Raw genomic sequence first — 18,418 nt, 5'->3', positions numbered from 1 at the left:
CGACCGTGGGTGCGGTCGCCCCCGTGCGGACTGCGGGTCGGGGACTCAGGGCCGGTCCTCGTCCGGCCGCCGGTGGGCCTCGACGGAGACCGAGTCGGTCAGCCCGGTGTGGGCGTGGGCCTCCTCGATCTCGTGCACCGCCTCGTCGAGCACGGGCACGTGCAGCCCCTTCCGCGGCAGCAGCCGGCGGACCAGCGGCCACAGCAGCACGAGCAGCACGACGGTGTAGACCACGGTGGAGAACGGGGTGACGAGGCCGGAGAGCTCGCCGTTGCTGATCTGCAGTGCGGTGCGCAGCCGCTCCTCGGCGAACGGGCCGAGGATGACGCCGATGATCGCCGGGAGCACCGGCAGCCCGTAGCGGCGCATCATGAACCCCAGCGCGCCGATGACCAGCAGCAGGACCAGGTCGAACGGGGAGGCGTTGGCCGCGTAGGCGCCCAGGCTGGCGAAGAACAGGATGCCTGCGTACAGGTAGGTGCGCGGGATGCGCAGCAGGCGGGCCCACACCGGCGCCAGCGGCAGGTTGAGCAGCAGCAGCGCGGTGTTGCCGATGAACAGGCTGGCGATCAGGCCCCAGACCAACTCCGGCTCGTTGTCGAACAGCTGCGGGCCGGGCTCGATGCCGAAGCTGGTGATGGCGGCCAGGATGACCGCCGCGGTGGCCGTCGTCGGGATGCCGAGGGTGAGCAGCGGGACCAGGCCGCCGGCGGCGGACGCGTTGTTCGTCGCCTCCGGGCCGGCGACACCCTCGATGGCGCCGTGCCCGAACTCCTCCGGGTGCCGGGACAGTCGCTTCTCGGTGACGTAGGAGAGGAACGTCGGGATCTCCGCGCCGCCGGCCGGGACGGCGCCGAACGGGAAGCCGATCGCGGTGCCGCGCAGCCAGGGCTTCCACGACCGCCCCCAGTCCGCCCGGCTCATCCGGGGGTTGCCCACCGGGATGACCTCGGCCGGACGGCGGCGGAGGTGGGCCGCGGTCCACAGCGCCTCGCCGACGGCGAACAGGCCCACCGCCACGACGACGACGTCGATGCCGTCGGCCAGCTCCGGGACGCCGAAGGTGAGCCGCTGCTGCCCCGAGGTCGCGTCGATGCCGACCAGGCCGATGGTCAGGCCCAGCCCGAGGGAGGCCAGGCCGCGGACCCGCGAGCTGCCGAGCACCGAGGTCACCGCGATGAAGGCCAGCACCATCACCGCGAAGTAGTCCGGCTGCCCGACCTCGACGGCGAGGTCGGCCACGGTCGGGGCGACCAGGGCCAGCAGCAGGGTGGCGATGGTGCCCGCGACGAACGAGCCGATGGCCGCCGTGGCCAGCGCCTGGGCGGCCCGGCCGGAGCGGGCCATCTTGTTGCCCTCGAGGGCGGTGACCACCGAGGCGCTCTCGCCGGGGGTGTTGAGCAGGATCGACGTCGTCGACCCGCCGTACATGCCGCCGTAGTAGATGCCGGCGAACATGATCAGCGCGGGGACGGGGTCGAGGCTGACGGTGAGCGGCAGCAGCAGTGCCACCGTCATCGCCGGCCCGATGCCGGGCAGCACGCCGATCGCGGTGCCCAGCAGCACGCCGAGCAGCGCGAACAGCAGGTTCTCCGGGGTCAGCGCGGTGGCGAACCCGCCCGCCAGGTCGGCGAAGGCGCCCATCAGAGGATCCCCTCCAGGATGCCCACCGGCAGGGAGATGCCCAGGCCGAGGACGAACAGGTACCAGGTGCCGACCGACAGGACGACGGCGATGACCAGGTCGCGCACGACGTGCCGGCTGCCGAGCGCGAACGCCGATCCCCAGAACAGGACGGCGCCGGACACCGGCCAGCCCAGTGGCTCGATGAGCACCGCGTTGGCGACGAAGGCCGCGGCCAGCAGGACGACGGTCCGCCAGTCGCTGCCGCCGGTGAGGTCGACGTCCTCGCCGCCCTCGGGCTCGCCGCGCCCGCCGCGGAGGACGTCGACGGCGAGCACCGCCGCGACGGCCACCAGCAGGCCACCCACGACCAGTGGCACGGTCCGCGGCCCGACCGGGCCGCGGGCGATGAGGCTGTCCTCCAGCAGCAGCGCCTGGACGACCACCAGCACGCCGAGCCCGCCCAGGAACAGGGCCACCCCGAGCTCGGAGCGGCCCTGTCCCCGGCCGCCGCCGGCGGCGCGGGACACGTCGCCGGAGGCGGGACCCCCGGCGCCGGCGGCGGAGCTCACGCCAGCCCCAGCTGGCCCAGGACGGTCTGGACCTCCGTGCTCTGCTCCTCCAGGAACGTGGTGAACTCCTCGCCGGTCAGGAAGGCGTCGGTCCAGCCCTGGTCCTCGAGCACCTGCTGCCAGGCCTCGCTGCCGTGCATCTCGGTGATCAGGTCGACGTGCCGCTGCGCCTCCTCCGGGGAGATGCCCGGTGCGGCCACGATGCCGCGCCAGTTGGTGAAGACCAGGTCCACGCCCTGCTCGGTCAGCGTCGGAGCGTCCACGCCCTCGACCGGCTCCTCGCTGGTGACGCCGAGGATCCGCACCTCACCGGCCGCCGCCTGCTCGGCGACCTCGCCGATGCCGGTGGCGCCGGCCTGGATCTGCCCGCCGAGGATGCCGGCCAGCAGTTCGCCGCCGCCGTCGTAGGCGACGTAGTTGACCGCGGTCGGCGCCACGCCGAGTTCCTGGGCGAGCAGCATCGCGGTCAGGTGGTCCGGGCCACCGGGGTTGGAGGCGCCGCCGACCGGCACGTTGCCGGGGTCGGCGGTCCACGCCTGCGCCAGCTGGTCCAGCGTCTGGTACGGGGAGTCGGCCGGGACGACGATCGCCTCGGCCTCCTCGATCAGCCGGGCCACCGGGGTGGTCTGGTCCAGCGTCGCCTCGGAGGAGTTGCTGTACTGCGCGCCGACGACACCGAGCCCCATCTGCATGAGCATGTCGGCGTTGCCCTCCTCGTTGACCAAGCGCTGCAGGCCGACCGTGCCGCCGGCGCCCTCGAGGTTGAACACCTCGATGCCCTCGGCGAGCTCCTCGCCCTCCATCACCTGCGCCGCGGCCCGGGCGGTGGTGTCGTAGCCGCTCCCGGCCGAGTTCGGGACGAGGATCCGCAGCCCGCTGACCGGGCCGTCGGCCGTGCCGCCGGCGGCCGAGCCGCCCTCGGCGGTCGTGCCGCAGCCGGTGAGCAGCAGGCCGGCGGCCAGCGTGCCGGCGGTGAGGCTCCGCAGTGGAGCAGTGCGCATCTCGTTCCTCCTGTGGGTCCAGCGGGGGTCCGCCTCGTCCCAGGGACGGTCGCAACCGGCGTGGCGCGTGTCACGCTTGCGTGCGCAGTGGGCGTTGTGGTCGTTGTGTGCACGGCCTCCGGCGGCAGCGGGGCGGGGTTCAATGGCCGTCCCGTCCCCCGAGCCCGAAGGAGGGCCCCGTGACCGAGCCCGCGAGGTCACGCAGGGGCACCGCCCGGCGGCTCTCCCTCGCCGGCCAGCTGCTCGTGCTGCAGGTGGTCATCGTCTGCGCCGTCCTCGTCGGGGTCGCTGCGGTGACCGTGGCCCAGTCGACCTCCCGCGCCGAGGAGGTCGAGGGCCGCCGCGCCCTGCAGGTCGCCGAGACGCTGGCCAACGCCCAGGCCGTCCGCGAGGCCATGGCCGCCGGACTGCGGGACTACGTCCGCATCGAGGCGGAGAACAGCCGCAGCACCTCCGGCTCGGAGGACGTCCTGGTCGCCGCGGCCGACCGCACCGTCCTGGCCAGCGCCGACCCCGGCCTGCTGGGCGACCGGTACGACCTCGGCGCCAGCCGGGTGCTGGAGGGCCGGGCGTGGACCGGGGACCTCGAGGTGGACGACGGCCGGGCCGCGGTCGCGATGGCCCCGGTCTACTCCCCGCGGGGGGACGCCGTGCAGGGCCTCGTGTCGGTGCAGCGGCCCTACCCGGGTGTCCTCGACGGGCTCGAGGCGGCGGCGCCCAACCTGCTCACCTACCTGGGGCTGGCCAGCGCCATCGGCATCGGCGGCTCGCTGCTGCTGGCCCGGCGGGTAAAGCGGCAGACCCTGGGCCTGGAGCCGGCGGAGATCGCCGGCCTGGCCGAGCACCGCGACGCGATGCTGCACGGCATCCGCGAGGGCGTCGTCGGCCTGGACCTGGCCGGCCGGGTCACGCTGGTCAACGACGAGGCGATCCGGCTGCTGCGCATCCCCGGCGACGCGCTTGGCCGCACCCTCGCCGAGCTGGGCGTGGCCGGTGAGCTCGCCGACGCGCTCACCTCGCCCGGCGTCGAGCGGGACCGGGCGCTGGGCAGCGCCGGGCGGGTGCTGGTGGTCAACCGGCTGCCGCTGACCAGCCGGGGCCGGCCGATCGGGTCGGTGACCACGCTGCGCGACCGCACCGAGCTGCTCGAGCTGCGCCGGGAGCTCGACCTGACCCGGCACGTCACCGACACGCTGCGCGCCCAGGCGCACGAGTTCGACAACCGGCTGCACACCATCGCCGGCCTCATCGAGCTCGGCGAGGTCGAGGAGGCGGTGCGCTTCGTGCACCGGGTGAGCAGCAGCCGCTCCGAGCTCGGCGCCGCCGTCACCGCCGCGGTGCGCGACCCGGCGATCGCCGCGCTGCTGGTCGCCAAGGCCAGCCAGGCCGCCGAGCGCGGCGTGCAGCTGCGCGTCGCCCCGGACTCCGCGCTGCCCGCCCTCCCCGGCGAGCTGTCCACCGACGTGGCCACCGTCGTCGGCAACCTGGTCGACAACGCGCTGGACGCCGCCGCCACCGCCCCCGAGCGCTGGGTCGAGGTCGGCCTGGGCCTGGTCGACGGCGAGGTCGACGTGGTGGTCCGCGACTCCGGCCCGGGGGTGCCGCCGGGCATGGAGAGCGAGGTGTTCCGGCGCGGCGTCTCGACCAAGGACGGCGGCGTGTCGGGTGGCCGCGGCATCGGGCTGTCCCTGGTGCACCTGGTGTGCACCCGCCGCGGCGGGGACGTGACCGCGAGCGCGGCCGGCGGCTCGGTGTTCACCGCCCGGCTGCCCGCCGGGCCGGCGATGGTGGACGCGTGAGCGACGTCCGGGTGCTCATCGTCGACGACGACTTCATGGTCGCCCGGGTGCACGCCGGGTTCGTGGCCGCCCTCGACGGCTTCACCGTGGTCGGGACGGCGTCCACCGGCACCGCCGCCCTGCAGGAGGTGGCCCGGCTGCGGCCGGACCTGGTGCTGCTGGACGTCTACCTGCCCGACATGACCGGGCTGGAGGTGCTGCGCCGGCTGCGGGCGGAGGCCGCGCCGGTCGACGTCGTCGTCATCAGTGCGGCCCGGGACGCCGAGAGCATCCGCAGCGCGCTGCACGGCGGCGTCCTGCACTACCTGGTCAAGCCCTTCGACCGGCAGACCTTCCAGGCCCGGCTGCGCGAGTACGCCGGGCTGCGCGCAGACCTGGCCGGGCTGGCCGACGCCGGGCAGGCCGACGTCGACCGGGTCTTCTCCGGCGCCCGTGGCGCCGTCCCCCCGGCGCCGGTCACCCCCAAGGGCATCGCGCCGGAGACGCTGCAGCTGGTGCGGCAGGCGCTGCAGGGGGCCGGGGCCGACGGCCTGTCGGCCACCCAGTGCAGCGAGCTGACCGGGCTGGCCCGGGTCAGCGCCCGCCGCTACCTGGAGCAGCTGGTCACCCAACAGGAGGCCGAGGTCCGGCAGCGCTACGGCACCGCTGGGCGTCCCGAGCGGCGGTTCACGCTGCGCGCCCCGCACCGGGCCGGCTGAGACCGGAGCCCGGGGACCGCAACGACCGCAACGACCGCTGTGCCCGCAACACCGCAGGTCGGCGCCCGGGTGCCTAGCCTGTCGCCATGACCATCGTCGTGGGCTACGTGCCCACCCCCGAGGGCGAGGCCGCGCTGGACGCCGCGATCGCCGAGGCCAGCTTGCGCCACGAGCCCCTGCACGTCGTCAACAGCGCCCGCGGCGACGTGCTGGCCGACCCGCGGTTCGCCTCGGAGCAGACGCTGGACCAGGTCCGGGCCAAGCTGGACGCCGCCGGGGTGGTCTACGAGGTCGAGCAGCGGGTGGCCGGCCACGAGGCCTCCGACGAGATCGTGGACGCCGCCGACCGGGTCGGGGCCAGCCTGATCGTCATCGGCCTGCGCCGGCGCACCCCCACCGGGAAGCTGATCACCGGCAGTCAGGCCCAGCGCATCCTGCTCGATGCGCACTGCCCCGTCCTGGCGGTCAAGGCGCACTACTGAAGAAGGACCCCGCCGCCCCCCACCCCTCGCAGGCTCGGCGCGGGACCCTGCGGCGGGGCCGTTCCAGCACCTCAAGACAGCAGGTCGAGGGCGTCGCCGGGGGCCTCGGCCAGGTTGCGGAAGATCGTCCGCAGGCTGAGCTCGAGGTGCTCGGCGGTCGCCGCGGCGGCGGCCTCGGCGTCCCCGGCCAGCAGCGCGTCGCAGATGACCAGGTGCTCGGCGACGGACACGTCGACCCGCGCCGGGTCGACGTGGGAGAGGTTGCGCAGCCGGGCGGTGTGCGGGCGCAGCTCGGCGATGGTGCGGCGCAGGTGCTCGTTGCGGGCCGCCCCGACCACCGCCCAGTCGAACCGGTCGGCCAGCTCGTAGAACGCCCGGGACCGCCCCTGCGACGGCGGCTCCCGCTGGATCCGCGCGAAGCCCTCGCGCAGGCCGGCGAACCGCGCGTGCAGTTCGGGGTCGGCGGCCGCCGCCGCGGTGGCCTGCCGCACCGCCGCAGGCTCGAGCAGCACGCGGAACTCGAACAGGTCGCGCACGCTGCGCGCCGACACCCGCGACACCCGGGCGCCCTGCCGGGGCACCAGGTCGACCAGGCCCTCGGCGGCCAGCCGGCGCAGCGCCTCGCGCACCGGCGTCCGCGAGGCCCCGGTGCGCGCGACGAGGGACAGCTCCGACAGCGGCGTCCCGGGGGCCAGCTCGCCGAGCTCGATCTCCTCCCGCAGCCGGCGGTGCACCAGGTCGACCAGGCTGGTGCCGTCGTCCCCGGCGGTCACCGCCGGGGCCTCGGGAAGGGGATGCCGGTCTGCTCGCCGAGCCGCCGCAGCTCGGCCAGCGCGTCCCGGGCGAGGACGACGCCCCCGGCGGCCAGGGCGGCGGCCTCGGCGCGGTCCTCCACCTCCCCCGGGAGGAACACCTGCTGCACGCCCTGGGCCAGCGGCACCGACGACACCTCCTCGACCAGCTGCCCCACCCGGGCCTCGTAGCCCGCGCGGTCGCCGAAGGCCCCGGGGTCCAGGGCGAGGAACAGGTGGCCCGCGCCGCTGCGCGTGCCGGGCTCGTAGGGCCCGTGCACGCCGGTGCCGACGGCGCTGCCGGTCAGCGCACCGGACAGCACGTCCATCATGACCGCGATCGCGTAGCCCTTGTGCCCGGCCATCGGCAGGACCACGCCGAGCAGCGCCTCGGCGGGGTCGGTCGTCGGCGCGCCATCGGCGGTGAGTGCCCAGGACGCCGGGATCGGTTCGCCGCGGCTGGCCGCCAGGTGGACCTTGCCCCGGGCCACCGCGGTGTTCGCGACGTCGACGGCGAGCACCCGCCCGTCCGGCCCGGGCGCGGCGATCGACCAGGGGTTGGTGCCCACCCGCTTCTCCCGCCCGCCCCACGGGGCCATGGCCGGGCTGGCGTTGGTGGTGAGCAGGGCGACGAACCCGTCGCGGGCGGCCCGCCGGGTGAACCACATGGCCGTGCCGAAGTGGTTCGAGTCGCGGACGCCGACGACGCCGACGCCGAACCGCGCCGCCCGTTCGGTGGCCAGCGCGCGGGCCCGGTCGGTGAGCACCTGGCCGACGCCGTCGCGCCCGTCGAGGGCGACCAGCGGGCCGGTGTCGGCGAGCACCACCGGGTCGGTGGCCGCGTGCATCGCGCCGCTGCGCAGCCGGGCGGCGTACCAGGGCAGCCGCAGCAGGCCGTGCGAGCCGTGCCCCCACAGATCGGCCTGCACGAGGGAGTCGGCCACCAGCGCGGCGTCGTCCCCCGGCACGCCGAGCGCGGTGAGGACCCCGGTGCCGAACTCCCGCAGCGCGCCCGGCGCGAACCGCTCCTCCACGTGCGCCCTCCCGTTCATGTGTGCTGACCTGTATACAGGTCAGCACACAGCAACTCGGCAGTCAACGAGGAGGTCCATGGTGTTCAGCCTGGTGGTGCAGATGGAGGTCCGGCCCGGTCGGCGGGAGGAGTTCCTGGCCGGGATGACCGAGAACGCGCGGTCATCGGTGCGTGAGGAGCCCGGTTGCCTGCGCTTCGACGTCTGCTCGGTGGAGGGGGACGAGAACCGCTTCTACCTCTACGAGCTGTACGTCGACGCCGCCGCTCATGCGGCGCACAAGCAGATGCCGCACTTCCTCGAGTGGCGGAAGACCGCCGAGCGCGTCCTGGCGTCGCAGAGCAACACCCCGGGCACCCTGGTCGCCACGAACTCGGCCGAGGCGGCGGCGTGAGCGGGGCAGGGGAGCAGCCGGCTCCGCCGTCGATGGTGCTGCGCCCCGACGACATCGAGCGGTTCGACCGCGGCAACGGCGTCACCACCATCCCGTTCGTCGGGAGGTGGAACTGCGCGGACAACCGGGTCACCACCGGGATGACGGTCTTCGCGCCCGGCACCGGCATCCCGCTGCACTCGCACAACGTCGAGGAGACGGTGCTGGTGTACGCGGGGGAGGCCACCGCGGTGGTCGGCGACGACGAGTTCGACCTGGTCGCCGGGCAGGCGACCTGGGTGCCGGCCGGCGTCCCGCACTGCTTCCGCAACCGCGGCGACGGGGAGATGACCATCTACTGGGTCTACGGCGGCCGCGACGTCACCCGCACCATCACCGCCACCGGCAAGACGGTCGAGCACCTGAGTGACGCCGACCGGGGCGCGACGCCGGCATGACCCCCTACCGCCTCGGCGTGATGCTCGGCGACGGCATCGGCCCCGAGATCGTCCCCGCCGCCGTGCGGGTGGTCGACGCCGCCCTCGCGGCCGCCGGCGCCCCGCCGGTGCAGTGGCAGGAGCTGCCGCTGGGCGCCACCGCCATCGGGACGCACGGCAGCGCCGTCCCGGACACCACGCTGACCGCGCTGGCCGACACGGACGGCTGGCTGCTCGGCCCGCACGACAGCGCCGCCTACCCCGAGCCGTACCGCTCGCAGCTCAACCCGAGCGGCGCGCTGCGCAGGCACTTCGACCTGTACGCGAACGTCCGTCCGTCCCGCGCCTTCGAAGGTGGCCACGCCATCGCGCCGAGGACCGACCTGGTCGTGGTCCGCGAGAACACCGAGGGCTTCTACGCCGACCGCAACACGCACGCCGGCACCGGTGAGTACATGCCGACACCGGACGTCGCCATCGCGATGGGCGTCTTCACCCGGTCCGCGGTCGAGCGGATCGCGCGGACCGCGTTCGAGCTGGCCCGCCGCCGGCGCTGCCGGGTGACCGTCGTGCACAAGGCCAACGTGCTGCAGCTGAGCTCGGGGCTGTTCAAGAGGGTCTGCCTCGAGGTGGCCGAGGCGTATCCCGACGTGACGGTGGACGACGTCCACATCGACGCCATGACGGTGCACCTGCTGCGCCGCGCTGCTGACTTCGACGTGCTGGTCGCCGAGAACATGTTCGGCGACATCCTGAGCGACCTGACCGGGGAGCTGGCCGGCTCGCTGGGCACCGCGCCGTCGATCAACGCCTCGGACGACCGCTGCATGGCCCAGGCGGCGCACGGCTCAGCTCCCGACATCGCCGGGCGGGGTCTGGCCAACCCCGTCGCGATGATCCTGTCGGCGGCGATGCTGCTCGACTGGCTGGGCACCCGGCACGGCGACGAGCGGGCCGCCGATGCCGCGGTGCGGGTGGACGACGCCGTCCGGGCGGCCGTGCGCGCCGGCGTGAGCACCCGCGACCTGGGGGGATCGGCCTCGACCGAGGAGTTCACCGACGCCGTGGTGGCCCGCGTCGGGAGGTGAGGGTCAGCCGCCGCCCTCGTGCAACCGGCGGGCGGCGGCCCCGGCCAGGGCCAGCGCCCCGGCGGTCGCCCACAGCACCCCGGCCGAGCCGACGCCGGCGGCCAGCAGCCCGACGGCGCTGGGGATGAGCACCTGGCCCAGCCGGTTGCCGGTCAGCCGCAGCGACATCGCCCGGCCGCGCAGCCCGGTCGGGGCCATCTCCGCCAGCCAGGACATCGTCAGCGGCTGGCCGACCCCGAGCCCCAGGCCGAGCAGCACCACGAGCACCGCCGTCCCCGCGACGGGCATGGGCACCGCCACCGCGCCCATCGCGACCGCCGACAGCGCGACGCTGACCAGCATCAGCCGCCGCCGCCCGGCTCGCCGCACCAGCCGGCCGAGGAAGAACCGGGAGGTCATCGAGGCCACCGCGCGCAGGGTGAGCAGCAGGCCGACGGTGCCGGCGGCCAGCCCGCGGTCGGCGCCCAGGGCGGGCAGGTAGACCAGCGTGATGTCGACCGCGGCGAGCACCACGCAGCTCACGGTCAGCGCCCGCAGCAGCCCGGGCAGGCGCAGCAGCGTGCCCATGCCCCCGACCTCGGCAGCGCCGGCCGGCCGCGCCCGCGCCGGGACCCGCAGCACGGCGGTGCAGGCCAGCAGGAGCACCGCGACACCGGTGGCCACGGCGAACACCGGCCGGGTGTCGGGCAGCGCGCCCTCGCCCCCGGCCACCGTGATCAGCGCGGGTCCCACCGCCTGCCCGAGGGACGCCGCGAACGTGTAGTGGCCGAAGGCGGTGTCGAAGCGCCCGGGGCCGGCGCTGTTGGCCACCGCCGCCTGCTGGCCCACCACCGACAGCAGGTGGCCGGTGCCGAGGACGACGCTGCCCAGGACCAGCCCCGCCGCCCCGCCCACATCCGCCGTGAAGACCACCGCGGAGGCCAGCAGCAGCACCGCGCCGGCCAGCAGCACCCGCCGCTCGCCGAACCGGTCCGTGGCCTGCCCCGACGGGACGGCGAGCAGCAGCGGGACGACGGCGAAGGACGCGGTGAGCGCCCCCAGCCAGGCCGCCGGCACGTCCAGCTCGATCGCCCGGTACGCCGAGGTGGGGCGCAGCACGAAGGTGACCACCTGGGTGAGCGCGGAGTGCACCAGCAGCAGGGCCAGCAGCCGCCGCCCGCCCGGGCCCGGGGGCGTCCTCACGCCGGGCGGTGCGAGGTGGTCAGGCTCCCGGCGGCCCGGGCCGCGAGACTGGTCTCCACGTGGCGGCGCATGAGCTCGGCGGCCCCGGCGGCGTCGCGGTCCTGCACCAGCTCGAACAGCAGCCGGTGCTCCTCGGCCCGCCGCGCGCGTTCGGTGTCGCTGCGCCCGGTCCGCAGGGCGTGCCGCCGGTAGCGGTCGGTCTTGTCCCACAGGCCGTCGAGGGTGGCCACGAGCAGCGCGTTGTGCGACGCGCGGTAGACCGCGGCGTGGAACCGGCGGTGCCCGGCCAGCTGGCCGGGGGAGGGGTCGTCGGACAGCGACTCCAGCCGGGCCAGGCCGTCGGCCATGGCGGCGAGGTCCGCGGCGGTGCGGCGCTGGGCGGCCAGGCCGGCGGCGAACGGGTCGAGGTCCTGGCGCAGCTCGACCAGGTCGCGGGCCTCACCCGCGTCCAGCGGGGCGACCCGGGCGTCGCGGTGGGCGCCGAGCTCCACGAGACCCTGCTGGGCCAGCCGCCGCAGCGCCTCCCGCAGCGGAGTGGTGCTCACCCCGATCCGCCGCGCCAGGGTGGCCTGGTTGACCACCGCGCCCGGGGCCAGCTCACCGGACAGGACCAGCTCGCGGACCCGCGCGTAGGCCAGTTCGCCCTTCGTGCTGCCCGGTTCGTCCATGCCGTCCCCTGTCCTCACAACCTCGACGACCCGCTGAGCTGCAGCGAAATGCCTGATCTGCGCGATCCTCCCGTCAGCTTATAACTTCGGTCCATGACCGACACACCCGTGCCCGCGACGACCGACCTCTGCGACGAGCACCCGGAGGCCCAGGTGTGCGCACCGGTGTTCCGGGCCTTCGGGGGGCGGCCGGCCTTCTGCGGGCCGATCGCCACCCTCAAGGTGTTCGAGGACAACACCCTGGTGAAGCAGGCGGTCGAGGGGCCCGGGGAGGGCCGGGTGCTCGTCGTCGACGGGGGCGGCTCGCTGCGCTGCGGGCTGGTCGGCGGCAACCTGGCGGTCTCCGCGGCGGCCAACGGCTGGGCCGGCATCGTGGTGTACGGCTGCATCCGGGACGCCGACGAGCTGGCCGCCCAGCCGCTCGGCGTCCGGGCGCTGGCCGCCTTCCCGCGCCGCAGCCAGCGCGGGCTGCACTCCGGTCAGGCCGGGGTCCCCGTGGTGTTCGCCGGGGTGGTGTTCCGCGAGGGCGAGTGGCTGTGCGCGGATGCCGACGGCGTGGTCGTCCTGCCGGAGCCCCCGGCCTGAGGGAGGACCCCTGCGCCGCGGTCCGGGCACGGCCGTCGTCCGGAGGACCTGCGTCGCTGCTCCGGCACGACGGGACGCGAGCGACCTCGGCCGCTCAGCCGACCCGGGCCGGCTCCGCGGACCCCAGCCGGACGACGGTGTCGCCGGCCCGCTCCACGGTGTCGTCGTGGGTCACGCAGACCACCACCCGGCCGGCCAGCGCGGCGCGCAGGTCGCCCAGCAGCGCGGCGGCGGTCGGCGGGTCCAGGTGCGCGGTCGGCTCGTCGAGCAGCACCACGTCCCGGTCGGCCAGCAGCGCCCGTGCCGCGGCCAGCCGGCGCCGCTCCCCGCCGGACAGCGCGGTGCCGCCCGCGCCGACCGGCGTGTCCAGCCCCTCGGGCAGCCCGGCCAGCAGCCCGCCCAGCCCGCTGGCCGCCAGCGCGGCGCGCATCCGGGCCTCGCCGTCCGGGCCGGCCAGCCCGCCGCGCGGGGCGGCCAGCGCCAGGTTGGCGCGGACGGTCGAGGCGAACACGTGCGCGTCCTGCGGCAGCCAGGCCGTCCGCGACCGGACGCCGTCCCCGGTCAGCCGCGCGGTGTCGACCCCGCCGAGCGTCCAGCCCCCGGCGCGCGGGCGGAGCGCCGCGAGCAGCACGGCGAGGAACGTCGACTTGCCCGAGCCCGACGGCCCGCGCACGACCAGCCACCCGCCGTCCGCGGCGGCGCGGGTGGTCAGGCCGCGCAGCACGTCCGGGCCGCCCGGCCAGCCGGCGACCAGGCCGTCGGTGGCCAGCCCGCGCACCGGCGCGGGGACCGGGAGCGGGTCGGCCGGGTCGGCCGGCACCGGTGCGGTGAGGACGGCGTCGAGGCGGGCCCGGGCGTCGGCCAGCGCGCCGCGCCGCTGCAGGGCCGTCACCAACCCGGCCAGCGGCTCGGCCAGGGCCAGCGGGGCGAGCGCGAGCACCGCGACCGCCGGGCCGGTGACCCCCGTCGCGGCCCCCGCCGCCGCGGCGGCGACCGCGGCCAGCCCGGTGCCGAGGACGACCGCCCCGGTGCCCAGCGCCCCGGCCCGGGTGCGCGCGCCGTCGGCCGCCGACCGCTGCGCGGCCAGGCCGGCCAGGTCCGCCGCCGTCCGGCCGGCCAGGCCGTGCGCCCGCAGGTCGGCCGCCCCCTCCAGCACCGTCGTGGTGTCGCGCAGCGCGGCCACCCGCAGCGCGGCCTCGGTGCGGGCGGCGCCGGCGTCGACCCGGCGGTGGGCGGCGAGCACCAGCCCGACGGCAGCGAGCAGCACCGCTGCCGCGGCCGCACCCGCGGCGGGGGAGACGAGGGCCAGCGCGCCCAGCGTCGCCGTGGTCACCGTGCCGGCGACCAGTGCCGGGGGGACGACACGCACCGCGAGGTCCTGCACCAGGCCGACGTCGCCGACCACGCGGGCCAGCGCCGACCCCGGCGTCCGGTCGGCCGCCAGGCCCTGCGCCGCCAGCGCCCGCCACACCCGCACCCGCAGGTCGGCGGCCAGCCGCAGCACCGCGTCGTGCGCGGTCAGCCGCTCGGTCCAGCGCAGCCCCGCCCGGCCCAGGCCGAACGCCCGCACACCGACGATCGCCACCAGCAGGGTCAGCACCGGCGGCATCTCCGCGGCCCGCACGATCAGCCAGCCGGACACCGCGGTCAGCGCCACGCCGGCCCCGGCCGACGCGGTGCCGGCGAGCACCGCCCGCGCCAGCGCCCGCCGCGGCCAGCGCAGCCCGCCGTCCGCGTGCACCGCCGCGACCGGCTCCGGCTCAGCGGTGTGTGCACGTCCCGTCGTCGGATCGGGGGCGGATGCGGCGGTGTGTGCATGGACCGCGGTCGAGGCACCGGCGGCCGGCAGCTCGACGGTGCGGTCGGCCAGCGCCGCGAGCGCCGGGTCGTGGGTGACCAGCAGGACGCTCACCGTGCCGCGCAGCCCGGCCAGCACCGCGGCCACGGTGGCGGCGGCGGCGTCGTCCAGGTGCGCGGTCGGCTCGTCGAGCAGCAGCAGCCGGGCGCCGCGGCGGACCCGCACCAGCCCCCGGGCCAGTGCCACCCGCTGCAGCTCGCCGGGGGACAGGGTGGTGCAGGCCCGGCCGGCCAGGCCGGCGGCGCCGACCCGGGCCAGCGCCTCGACGACGTACGCCTCCCCGACGACCTCGTCGATGCCGGGTGCGGAGCCGGCGTGCCGGCGGAGCTCGTCGGCGACGGTCGCGCCGGTGGTGCGCGGGGACTGCGGCACGTACGCGACCCCGCCGTCCGGGACGCCGGTCACCGAGCCCGCCACCTGCGCGGACGGGTCGACCACCCCGGCGAGGACGGCGAGCAGCGTGGACTTGCCCGAGCCGCTGGCACCCTGCAGCGCGATCAGCTCGCCGGGCCGGACGGCGAGGTCGACCGGCGTCAGGGCGGGCACCGTGCGACCGGGGAAGCGGACGGCGAGCCCGGTGACGGTGACGTCGGCACCGCGTGGGTCGGCGTCCACGGCCGGGACCGCGACGGGCACGGGGGTGTCGAGCACCGCGCGGGCCTCGGCGGCGGCCAGCGCGGCGTCCTCACCGGCGTGGTGCGCGGCGCCCAGCGCGCGCAGCGGGGCGAACGCCTCCGGCGCGAGCAGCAGCGCGGTCAGCCCGACCGCCAGGGCCAGGTCGCCGTGCACCAGCCGCAGGCCGACGGTGACCGCGACCAGCGCGACCGACAGGGTGGCGAGCAGCTCGAGCACCAGCGCGGAGAGGAAGGCCAGCCGCAGCGTCGCCATCGTGCGGCGGCGGGCGGCCTCGCCCAGCTCGGCGAGCGCCGCGGCTTGCTCGGCGGCCCGGCCGAGGCCGACCAGCACCGGCAGCCCGCGGACCAGCTCGGCCACGTGCGCGGCGATCCGGTCCAGCGCGCGGGCGGCCACGGTCGTGCCGTCCCGGGTGGTCAGCCCGACCAGCACCATGAACACCGGCACCAGCGGCAGGGTGAACGCGACCAGGACGGCCGACAGCAGGTCGGTCCAGGCCAGGACGACCAGCAGCACCGGCGGCACGACGACCGCCGAGGCCAGCGCGGGCAGCCGGGCGGCCAGGGCGGGCGCGAGATCGGCCAGCCGGGTGGTGGCCAGGACCGCCGCCGGGCCGGGACCGCCGGCGGCCGCGACCGCGGCGGGGGAGGCGGCCAGCCGGGCGACCAGCGCGGCGCGCAACCGCTCCTCGGCGCGGCGGGCGTCCCGGGCGGCGAGCAGCTCCCCGGCCCACCCGGCGACCGCGCGCACTGCCACGCCGGCGGCCGCGACGAGCAGCGGGCCGGTCAGCGCCCCGTCGTCCTGGCCGGCGGCGCGGGCCACCGCGTGCGCCAGTCCGGCGGCGAGCAGCACCAGCCCGGCGACCTGGCCGAGCGCGGCGGCCCCGGCGCGGACCAGCGCCGCGGTCACCCCGGGGACGCCGGCCAGCGCCCCCAGCGGCCCGCGGTCGGAAGTGCCACCCGCGCGCGACAGGCGACCGCCTTTGTCGCGATATTGGCGGGTCATGCGAGCGTCCCGGTGGGCCCGGCGTGCGGTGACCCCGCGTGCTGGGGCTCGGCGGTCAGCCGCGCCCGGAACACCCAGTAGGTCCACGCCTGGTAGCCCAGCACCACGGGCAGCCCGATGCCGGCGGCCCAGGTCATCACGGTGAGCGTGTAGTCGCTGACCGAGGCCTCGGCGATCGTGAGGCCGAACGCCGGGTCGATCGTGGACGGGACGACGACCGGGTAGGCCGCCCCGAAGACCGTCGCGGCGGCGGCCGCCAGCATCGCGCCCCACGCGGCGAACGCCTGGCCCTCGCGGCCGACCCGCAGCCGCGCCCAGGCGACCAGCACGGCCAGCGCCGCGGCCAGCCACAGCGCCCCGGTGACCGGCGTCCCGGACCGCAGGTGCACCAGGCCGGCCCAGGCCAGCAGCGGCAGCGCGGCCAGCGGCATCCAGCGCAGCGCGAGGGCGCGGGCGGCCACCCGCAGCGGGCCGTCGGTCTTCAGCGCCAGGAACACCGCGCCGTGCACCACGGAGAACGCCAGGACGGCGACCGCACCCAGCAGCGCCGGCCATCCCAGCCCGGAGAACGCGCCGCCGACCCGGGTGCCGTCCGCACCGATCGGCAGGCCGAGGGTGGTCGCGCCGAGTGCGGCGCCGATGCCGGCCGCGGCGAGCAGCGAGCCGCCGGTGATGACGCGGGTCCAGGTGGCGTCCCAGCGCGGGTCGGGGTGGGCGTGCCGCCACTCGAAGGCGACCGCGCGGACGATCAGCCCGAGCAGCACGAGGACGAACGGCAGGTACAGCGCCGGCAGCCAGGTGGCGTACCAGCCGGGGAAGGCGGCGAACACCGCGCCGACGGCGGTGATCAGCCAGACCTCGTTGCCGTCCCACACCGGGCCGATGGTGCGCAGCATGAGGTGCCGGTCGGCGCGCCCGCCGTCGGCACCGCGCCGGCCGAGCACCGGCAGCAGCGCGGCGACGCCGACGTCGAAGCCCTCGAGCAGCAGGAAGCCGGTCCACAGCAGCGCGACGGCGGCGAACCAGAGGGTCTGCAGGTCCACGGTGTGGCTCCCGGTCAGTGGGCGAAGGAGAGGACGTCGTCGTCGGCGTCCCGGGAGGTGTCGTCGGTGCCGGCGGCCGGGACGGCGGCACCGTCCCCGGTGGTGACGCCACGGCGCACGAAGCGGGTGAGCAGCCCCAGCTCGACGACGGCCAGCGCGCCGTAGACCAGGGTGAGCAGCGTCAGCGACGTCCACACCTCGGCGGCGGTGACGCCGGGGGAGACGGCCTGGGCGGTGAAGAACCAGACCTGGTCCTCGACCGGCACGTCGGGGTTGGGGTGCACGACGAAGGGCTGGCGGCCCATCTCGGTGAAGACCCACCCGGTCGCGTTGGCCACGAAGGGCGCGGCGACGGCGGCCAGCGAGCCGTACACGCCGAGCCGGGAGGTGGGCACCCGGCCCCGCCGGGTCGCCCACAGCGCGTAGGCGGCCACGCCGGCGGAGACGGCACCCATGCCGATCATCAGCCGGAAGCTCCAGTAGGAGACCGCCAGCAGCGGCGTGTAGTCGACCTCCTCGCCGGCCAGCGCGCCGAACCGGGACGGGTCGTCGGGGTAGGTCGCGCCGTAGACCTCGGCGTACTCCTCCTGCAGCTGGTTGACCCCCGGGACGGCGCTGGAGAAGTCGCCGTGGGCGAGGAAGGACACCAGCCCGGGGATGGTGATGGAGCGGACGTCGTCGCACTCGTTGGAGCCGAGCTTGCTCCAGGCGAAGACCGAGAACGGGGCCGGCGCCTCGGTCTCGCACAGCGCCTCGGCGGAGCTCATCTTGAGCGGCTGCTGGGCGTACATCAGCTTGCCCTGCCAGTCGCCGGTGAGGGAGACCAGCACGAAGGCGGCCAGCGAGACGACCCCGCCGAGGCGCACCGAGCGGCGCCAGACCCGGGAGTCGGTGTCCTCGGGCTGCCCGGCCAGCGCCCGGCGGCGCAGGTGCCACAGGCCGATGCCGACCAGCAGGGCGCCGGCGACCATGAGCGCGGCGACGATGGCGTGGCTGAACGCGGCCAGCGCGGTGTTGTTGGTGAGGACGGCGAGGAAGTCGACCTGCACGGGGCGGCCGGTGGCGTCGTCGGTGACCACGCCGACCGGGTGCTGCATCCAGGAGTTGGCCGCGATGATGAAGTAGGCGCTGACGATCGAGCCGACGACCGCGGCCCACAGCGCGGCCAGGTGCAGCTTCTTCGGGATGCGGCCCCAGCCGAAGATCCACAGGCCGAGGAAGGTCGACTCCAGGAAGAAGGCGAGCAGCGCCTCCAGGGCGAGCAGCGAGCCGAAGACGTCGCCGACGAAGCGGGAGTACTCGCTCCAGGCCAGGCCGAACTGGAACTCCTGCACCAGCCCGGTGGCCACGCCGAGCACGAAGTTGACCAGGTAGACCCGGCCCCAGAAGCGGGTCATCCGCAGCCACTCTGGCTTGTCCGTGCGCACCCACATGGTGTGCATGACGGCGACCAGCAGCCCCAGCCCGATGGTCAGCGGGACCATGAGGAAGTGGTAGACGGTCGTGATCCCGAACTGCCAGCGTGCGACGTCCAGCACGTCCACGGCGG

17 protein-coding genes are annotated in these 18,418 nt (G+C 76.3%); 7 read left to right on the top strand and 10 right to left on the bottom strand.

Annotation, left to right across the window (positions count from 1 at the left end; genetic code table 11):
- Positions 1 to 45 precede the first annotated feature (45 nt).
- From RTG05_RS13760 to RTG05_RS13750, 3 genes are read right to left on the bottom strand one after another with little or no spacing between them, the layout of a single operon-like run.
- Positions 46 to 1,644, bottom strand: a complete 1,599-nt coding sequence (locus tag RTG05_RS13760) for a tripartite tricarboxylate transporter permease (protein WP_166529124.1) — start codon at positions 1,642 to 1,644, stop codon at positions 46 to 48.
- Entirely contained in the window at positions 1,644 to 2,195 is a 552-nt protein-coding gene (locus tag RTG05_RS13755) for a tripartite tricarboxylate transporter TctB family protein (protein WP_315911880.1), read from the bottom strand. Before RTG05_RS13755 ends, RTG05_RS13760 begins: the two co-directional genes overlap by 1 nt.
- Positions 2,192 to 3,196 (bottom strand): Bug family tripartite tricarboxylate transporter substrate binding protein, encoded by a 1,005-nt coding sequence (locus RTG05_RS13750; RefSeq protein WP_166529123.1) that lies wholly within the window; start codon positions 3,194 to 3,196, stop codon positions 2,192 to 2,194. Before RTG05_RS13750 ends, RTG05_RS13755 begins: the two co-directional genes overlap by 4 nt.
- A 179-nt stretch (positions 3,197 to 3,375) precedes the next feature.
- On the opposite strand from RTG05_RS13750, the gene RTG05_RS13745 reads away from it, so the two are divergent.
- From RTG05_RS13745 to RTG05_RS13735, 3 genes are all read left to right on the top strand, one after another.
- A complete protein-coding gene (locus tag RTG05_RS13745) occupies positions 3,376 to 4,995 on the top strand; it encodes a sensor histidine kinase (protein ID WP_166529122.1) in 1,620 nt (539 codons plus the stop codon).
- Positions 4,992 to 5,693, top strand: coding sequence for a response regulator (locus tag RTG05_RS13740; protein ID WP_315911879.1), 702 nt, complete (start codon positions 4,992 to 4,994; stop codon positions 5,691 to 5,693). The genes RTG05_RS13745 and RTG05_RS13740 overlap by 4 nt, the downstream gene beginning before the upstream one ends.
- 86 nt (positions 5,694 to 5,779) lie before the next feature.
- The gene (locus tag RTG05_RS13735; RefSeq protein WP_166529120.1) at positions 5,780 to 6,175 is read left to right on the top strand and encodes a universal stress protein; all 396 of its coding nucleotides are present in this window, start codon (positions 5,780 to 5,782) and stop codon (positions 6,173 to 6,175) included.
- 71 nt (positions 6,176 to 6,246) lie between these two features.
- On the opposite strand, the gene RTG05_RS13730 is transcribed toward RTG05_RS13735, so the two are convergent.
- Both RTG05_RS13730 and RTG05_RS13725 read right to left on the bottom strand, forming a co-directional pair.
- Positions 6,247 to 6,948, bottom strand: a complete 702-nt coding sequence (locus RTG05_RS13730; protein ID WP_166529119.1) for a GntR family transcriptional regulator — start codon at positions 6,946 to 6,948, stop codon at positions 6,247 to 6,249.
- Positions 6,945 to 8,018: an Ldh family oxidoreductase gene (locus tag RTG05_RS13725; protein ID WP_166529118.1), complete on the bottom strand. Its 1,074-nt coding sequence runs from the start codon at positions 8,016 to 8,018 to the stop codon at positions 6,945 to 6,947. Before RTG05_RS13725 ends, RTG05_RS13730 begins: the two co-directional genes overlap by 4 nt.
- Positions 8,019 to 8,076: 58 nt before the next feature.
- On the opposite strand from RTG05_RS13725, the gene RTG05_RS13720 reads away from it, so the two are divergent.
- Genes RTG05_RS13720 through RTG05_RS13710 form a run of 3 tightly spaced genes read left to right on the top strand, consistent with a single transcriptional unit; the run spans position 8,077 to position 9,895 of the window.
- A complete protein-coding gene (locus RTG05_RS13720; protein ID WP_315911878.1) occupies positions 8,077 to 8,391 on the top strand; it encodes a putative quinol monooxygenase in 315 nt (104 codons plus the stop codon).
- Positions 8,388 to 8,828 carry a cupin domain-containing protein gene (locus RTG05_RS13715; RefSeq protein ID WP_208104949.1) on the top strand — a complete coding sequence of 147 codons (441 nt, stop codon included), beginning with the start codon at positions 8,388 to 8,390 and terminating at the stop codon, positions 8,826 to 8,828. Before RTG05_RS13720 ends, RTG05_RS13715 begins: the two co-directional genes overlap by 4 nt.
- Positions 8,825 to 9,895: an isocitrate/isopropylmalate dehydrogenase family protein gene (locus RTG05_RS13710; RefSeq protein WP_166529117.1), complete on the top strand. Its 1,071-nt coding sequence runs from the start codon at positions 8,825 to 8,827 to the stop codon at positions 9,893 to 9,895. Before RTG05_RS13715 ends, RTG05_RS13710 begins: the two co-directional genes overlap by 4 nt.
- Before the next feature lie 3 nt (positions 9,896 to 9,898).
- Here the strand turns inward: RTG05_RS13710 and RTG05_RS13705 are convergent, their stop codons facing one another.
- The gene (locus RTG05_RS13705; RefSeq protein ID WP_208104948.1) at positions 9,899 to 11,077 is read right to left on the bottom strand and encodes an MFS transporter; all 1,179 of its coding nucleotides are present in this window, start codon (positions 11,075 to 11,077) and stop codon (positions 9,899 to 9,901) included.
- Positions 11,074 to 11,745, bottom strand: a complete 672-nt coding sequence (locus RTG05_RS13700; RefSeq protein ID WP_166529116.1) for a GntR family transcriptional regulator — start codon at positions 11,743 to 11,745, stop codon at positions 11,074 to 11,076. The genes RTG05_RS13705 and RTG05_RS13700 overlap by 4 nt, the downstream gene beginning before the upstream one ends.
- A gap of 93 nt (positions 11,746 to 11,838) precedes the next feature.
- Between RTG05_RS13700 and rraA the strand changes: the two genes are divergently transcribed.
- Entirely contained in the window at positions 11,839 to 12,330 is a 492-nt protein-coding gene (rraA, locus tag RTG05_RS13695; protein ID WP_166529115.1) for a ribonuclease E activity regulator RraA, read from the top strand.
- Positions 12,331 to 12,424: 94 nt separating this feature from the next.
- Here the strand turns inward: rraA and cydC are convergent, their stop codons facing one another.
- The 3 genes from cydC to RTG05_RS13680 are packed head-to-tail and all read right to left on the bottom strand — an operon-like array spanning position 12,425 to position 18,413.
- The gene (gene cydC / locus RTG05_RS13690) at positions 12,425 to 15,826 is read right to left on the bottom strand and encodes a thiol reductant ABC exporter subunit CydC (protein WP_315911877.1); all 3,402 of its coding nucleotides are present in this window, start codon (positions 15,824 to 15,826) and stop codon (positions 12,425 to 12,427) included.
- On the bottom strand, positions 15,823 to 16,869 hold the full coding sequence (cydB, locus tag RTG05_RS13685; RefSeq protein ID WP_166529114.1) for a cytochrome d ubiquinol oxidase subunit II: 1,047 nt from the start codon (positions 16,867 to 16,869) through the stop codon (positions 15,823 to 15,825). Before cydB ends, cydC begins: the two co-directional genes overlap by 4 nt.
- A gap of 14 nt (positions 16,870 to 16,883) precedes the next feature.
- Positions 16,884 to 18,413: a cytochrome ubiquinol oxidase subunit I gene (locus RTG05_RS13680; RefSeq protein ID WP_166529113.1), complete on the bottom strand. Its 1,530-nt coding sequence runs from the start codon at positions 18,411 to 18,413 to the stop codon at positions 16,884 to 16,886.
- Between the last annotated feature and the right edge of the window lie 5 nt (positions 18,414 to 18,418).

The organism is Geodermatophilus sp. DSM 44513 (assembly GCF_032460525.1).
GTDB lineage: Bacteria > Actinomycetota > Actinomycetes > Mycobacteriales > Geodermatophilaceae > Geodermatophilus.
The sequence above is the reverse complement of the archived record's forward strand: the minus strand, read 5'-3'. Positions and strand labels throughout refer to the sequence as shown.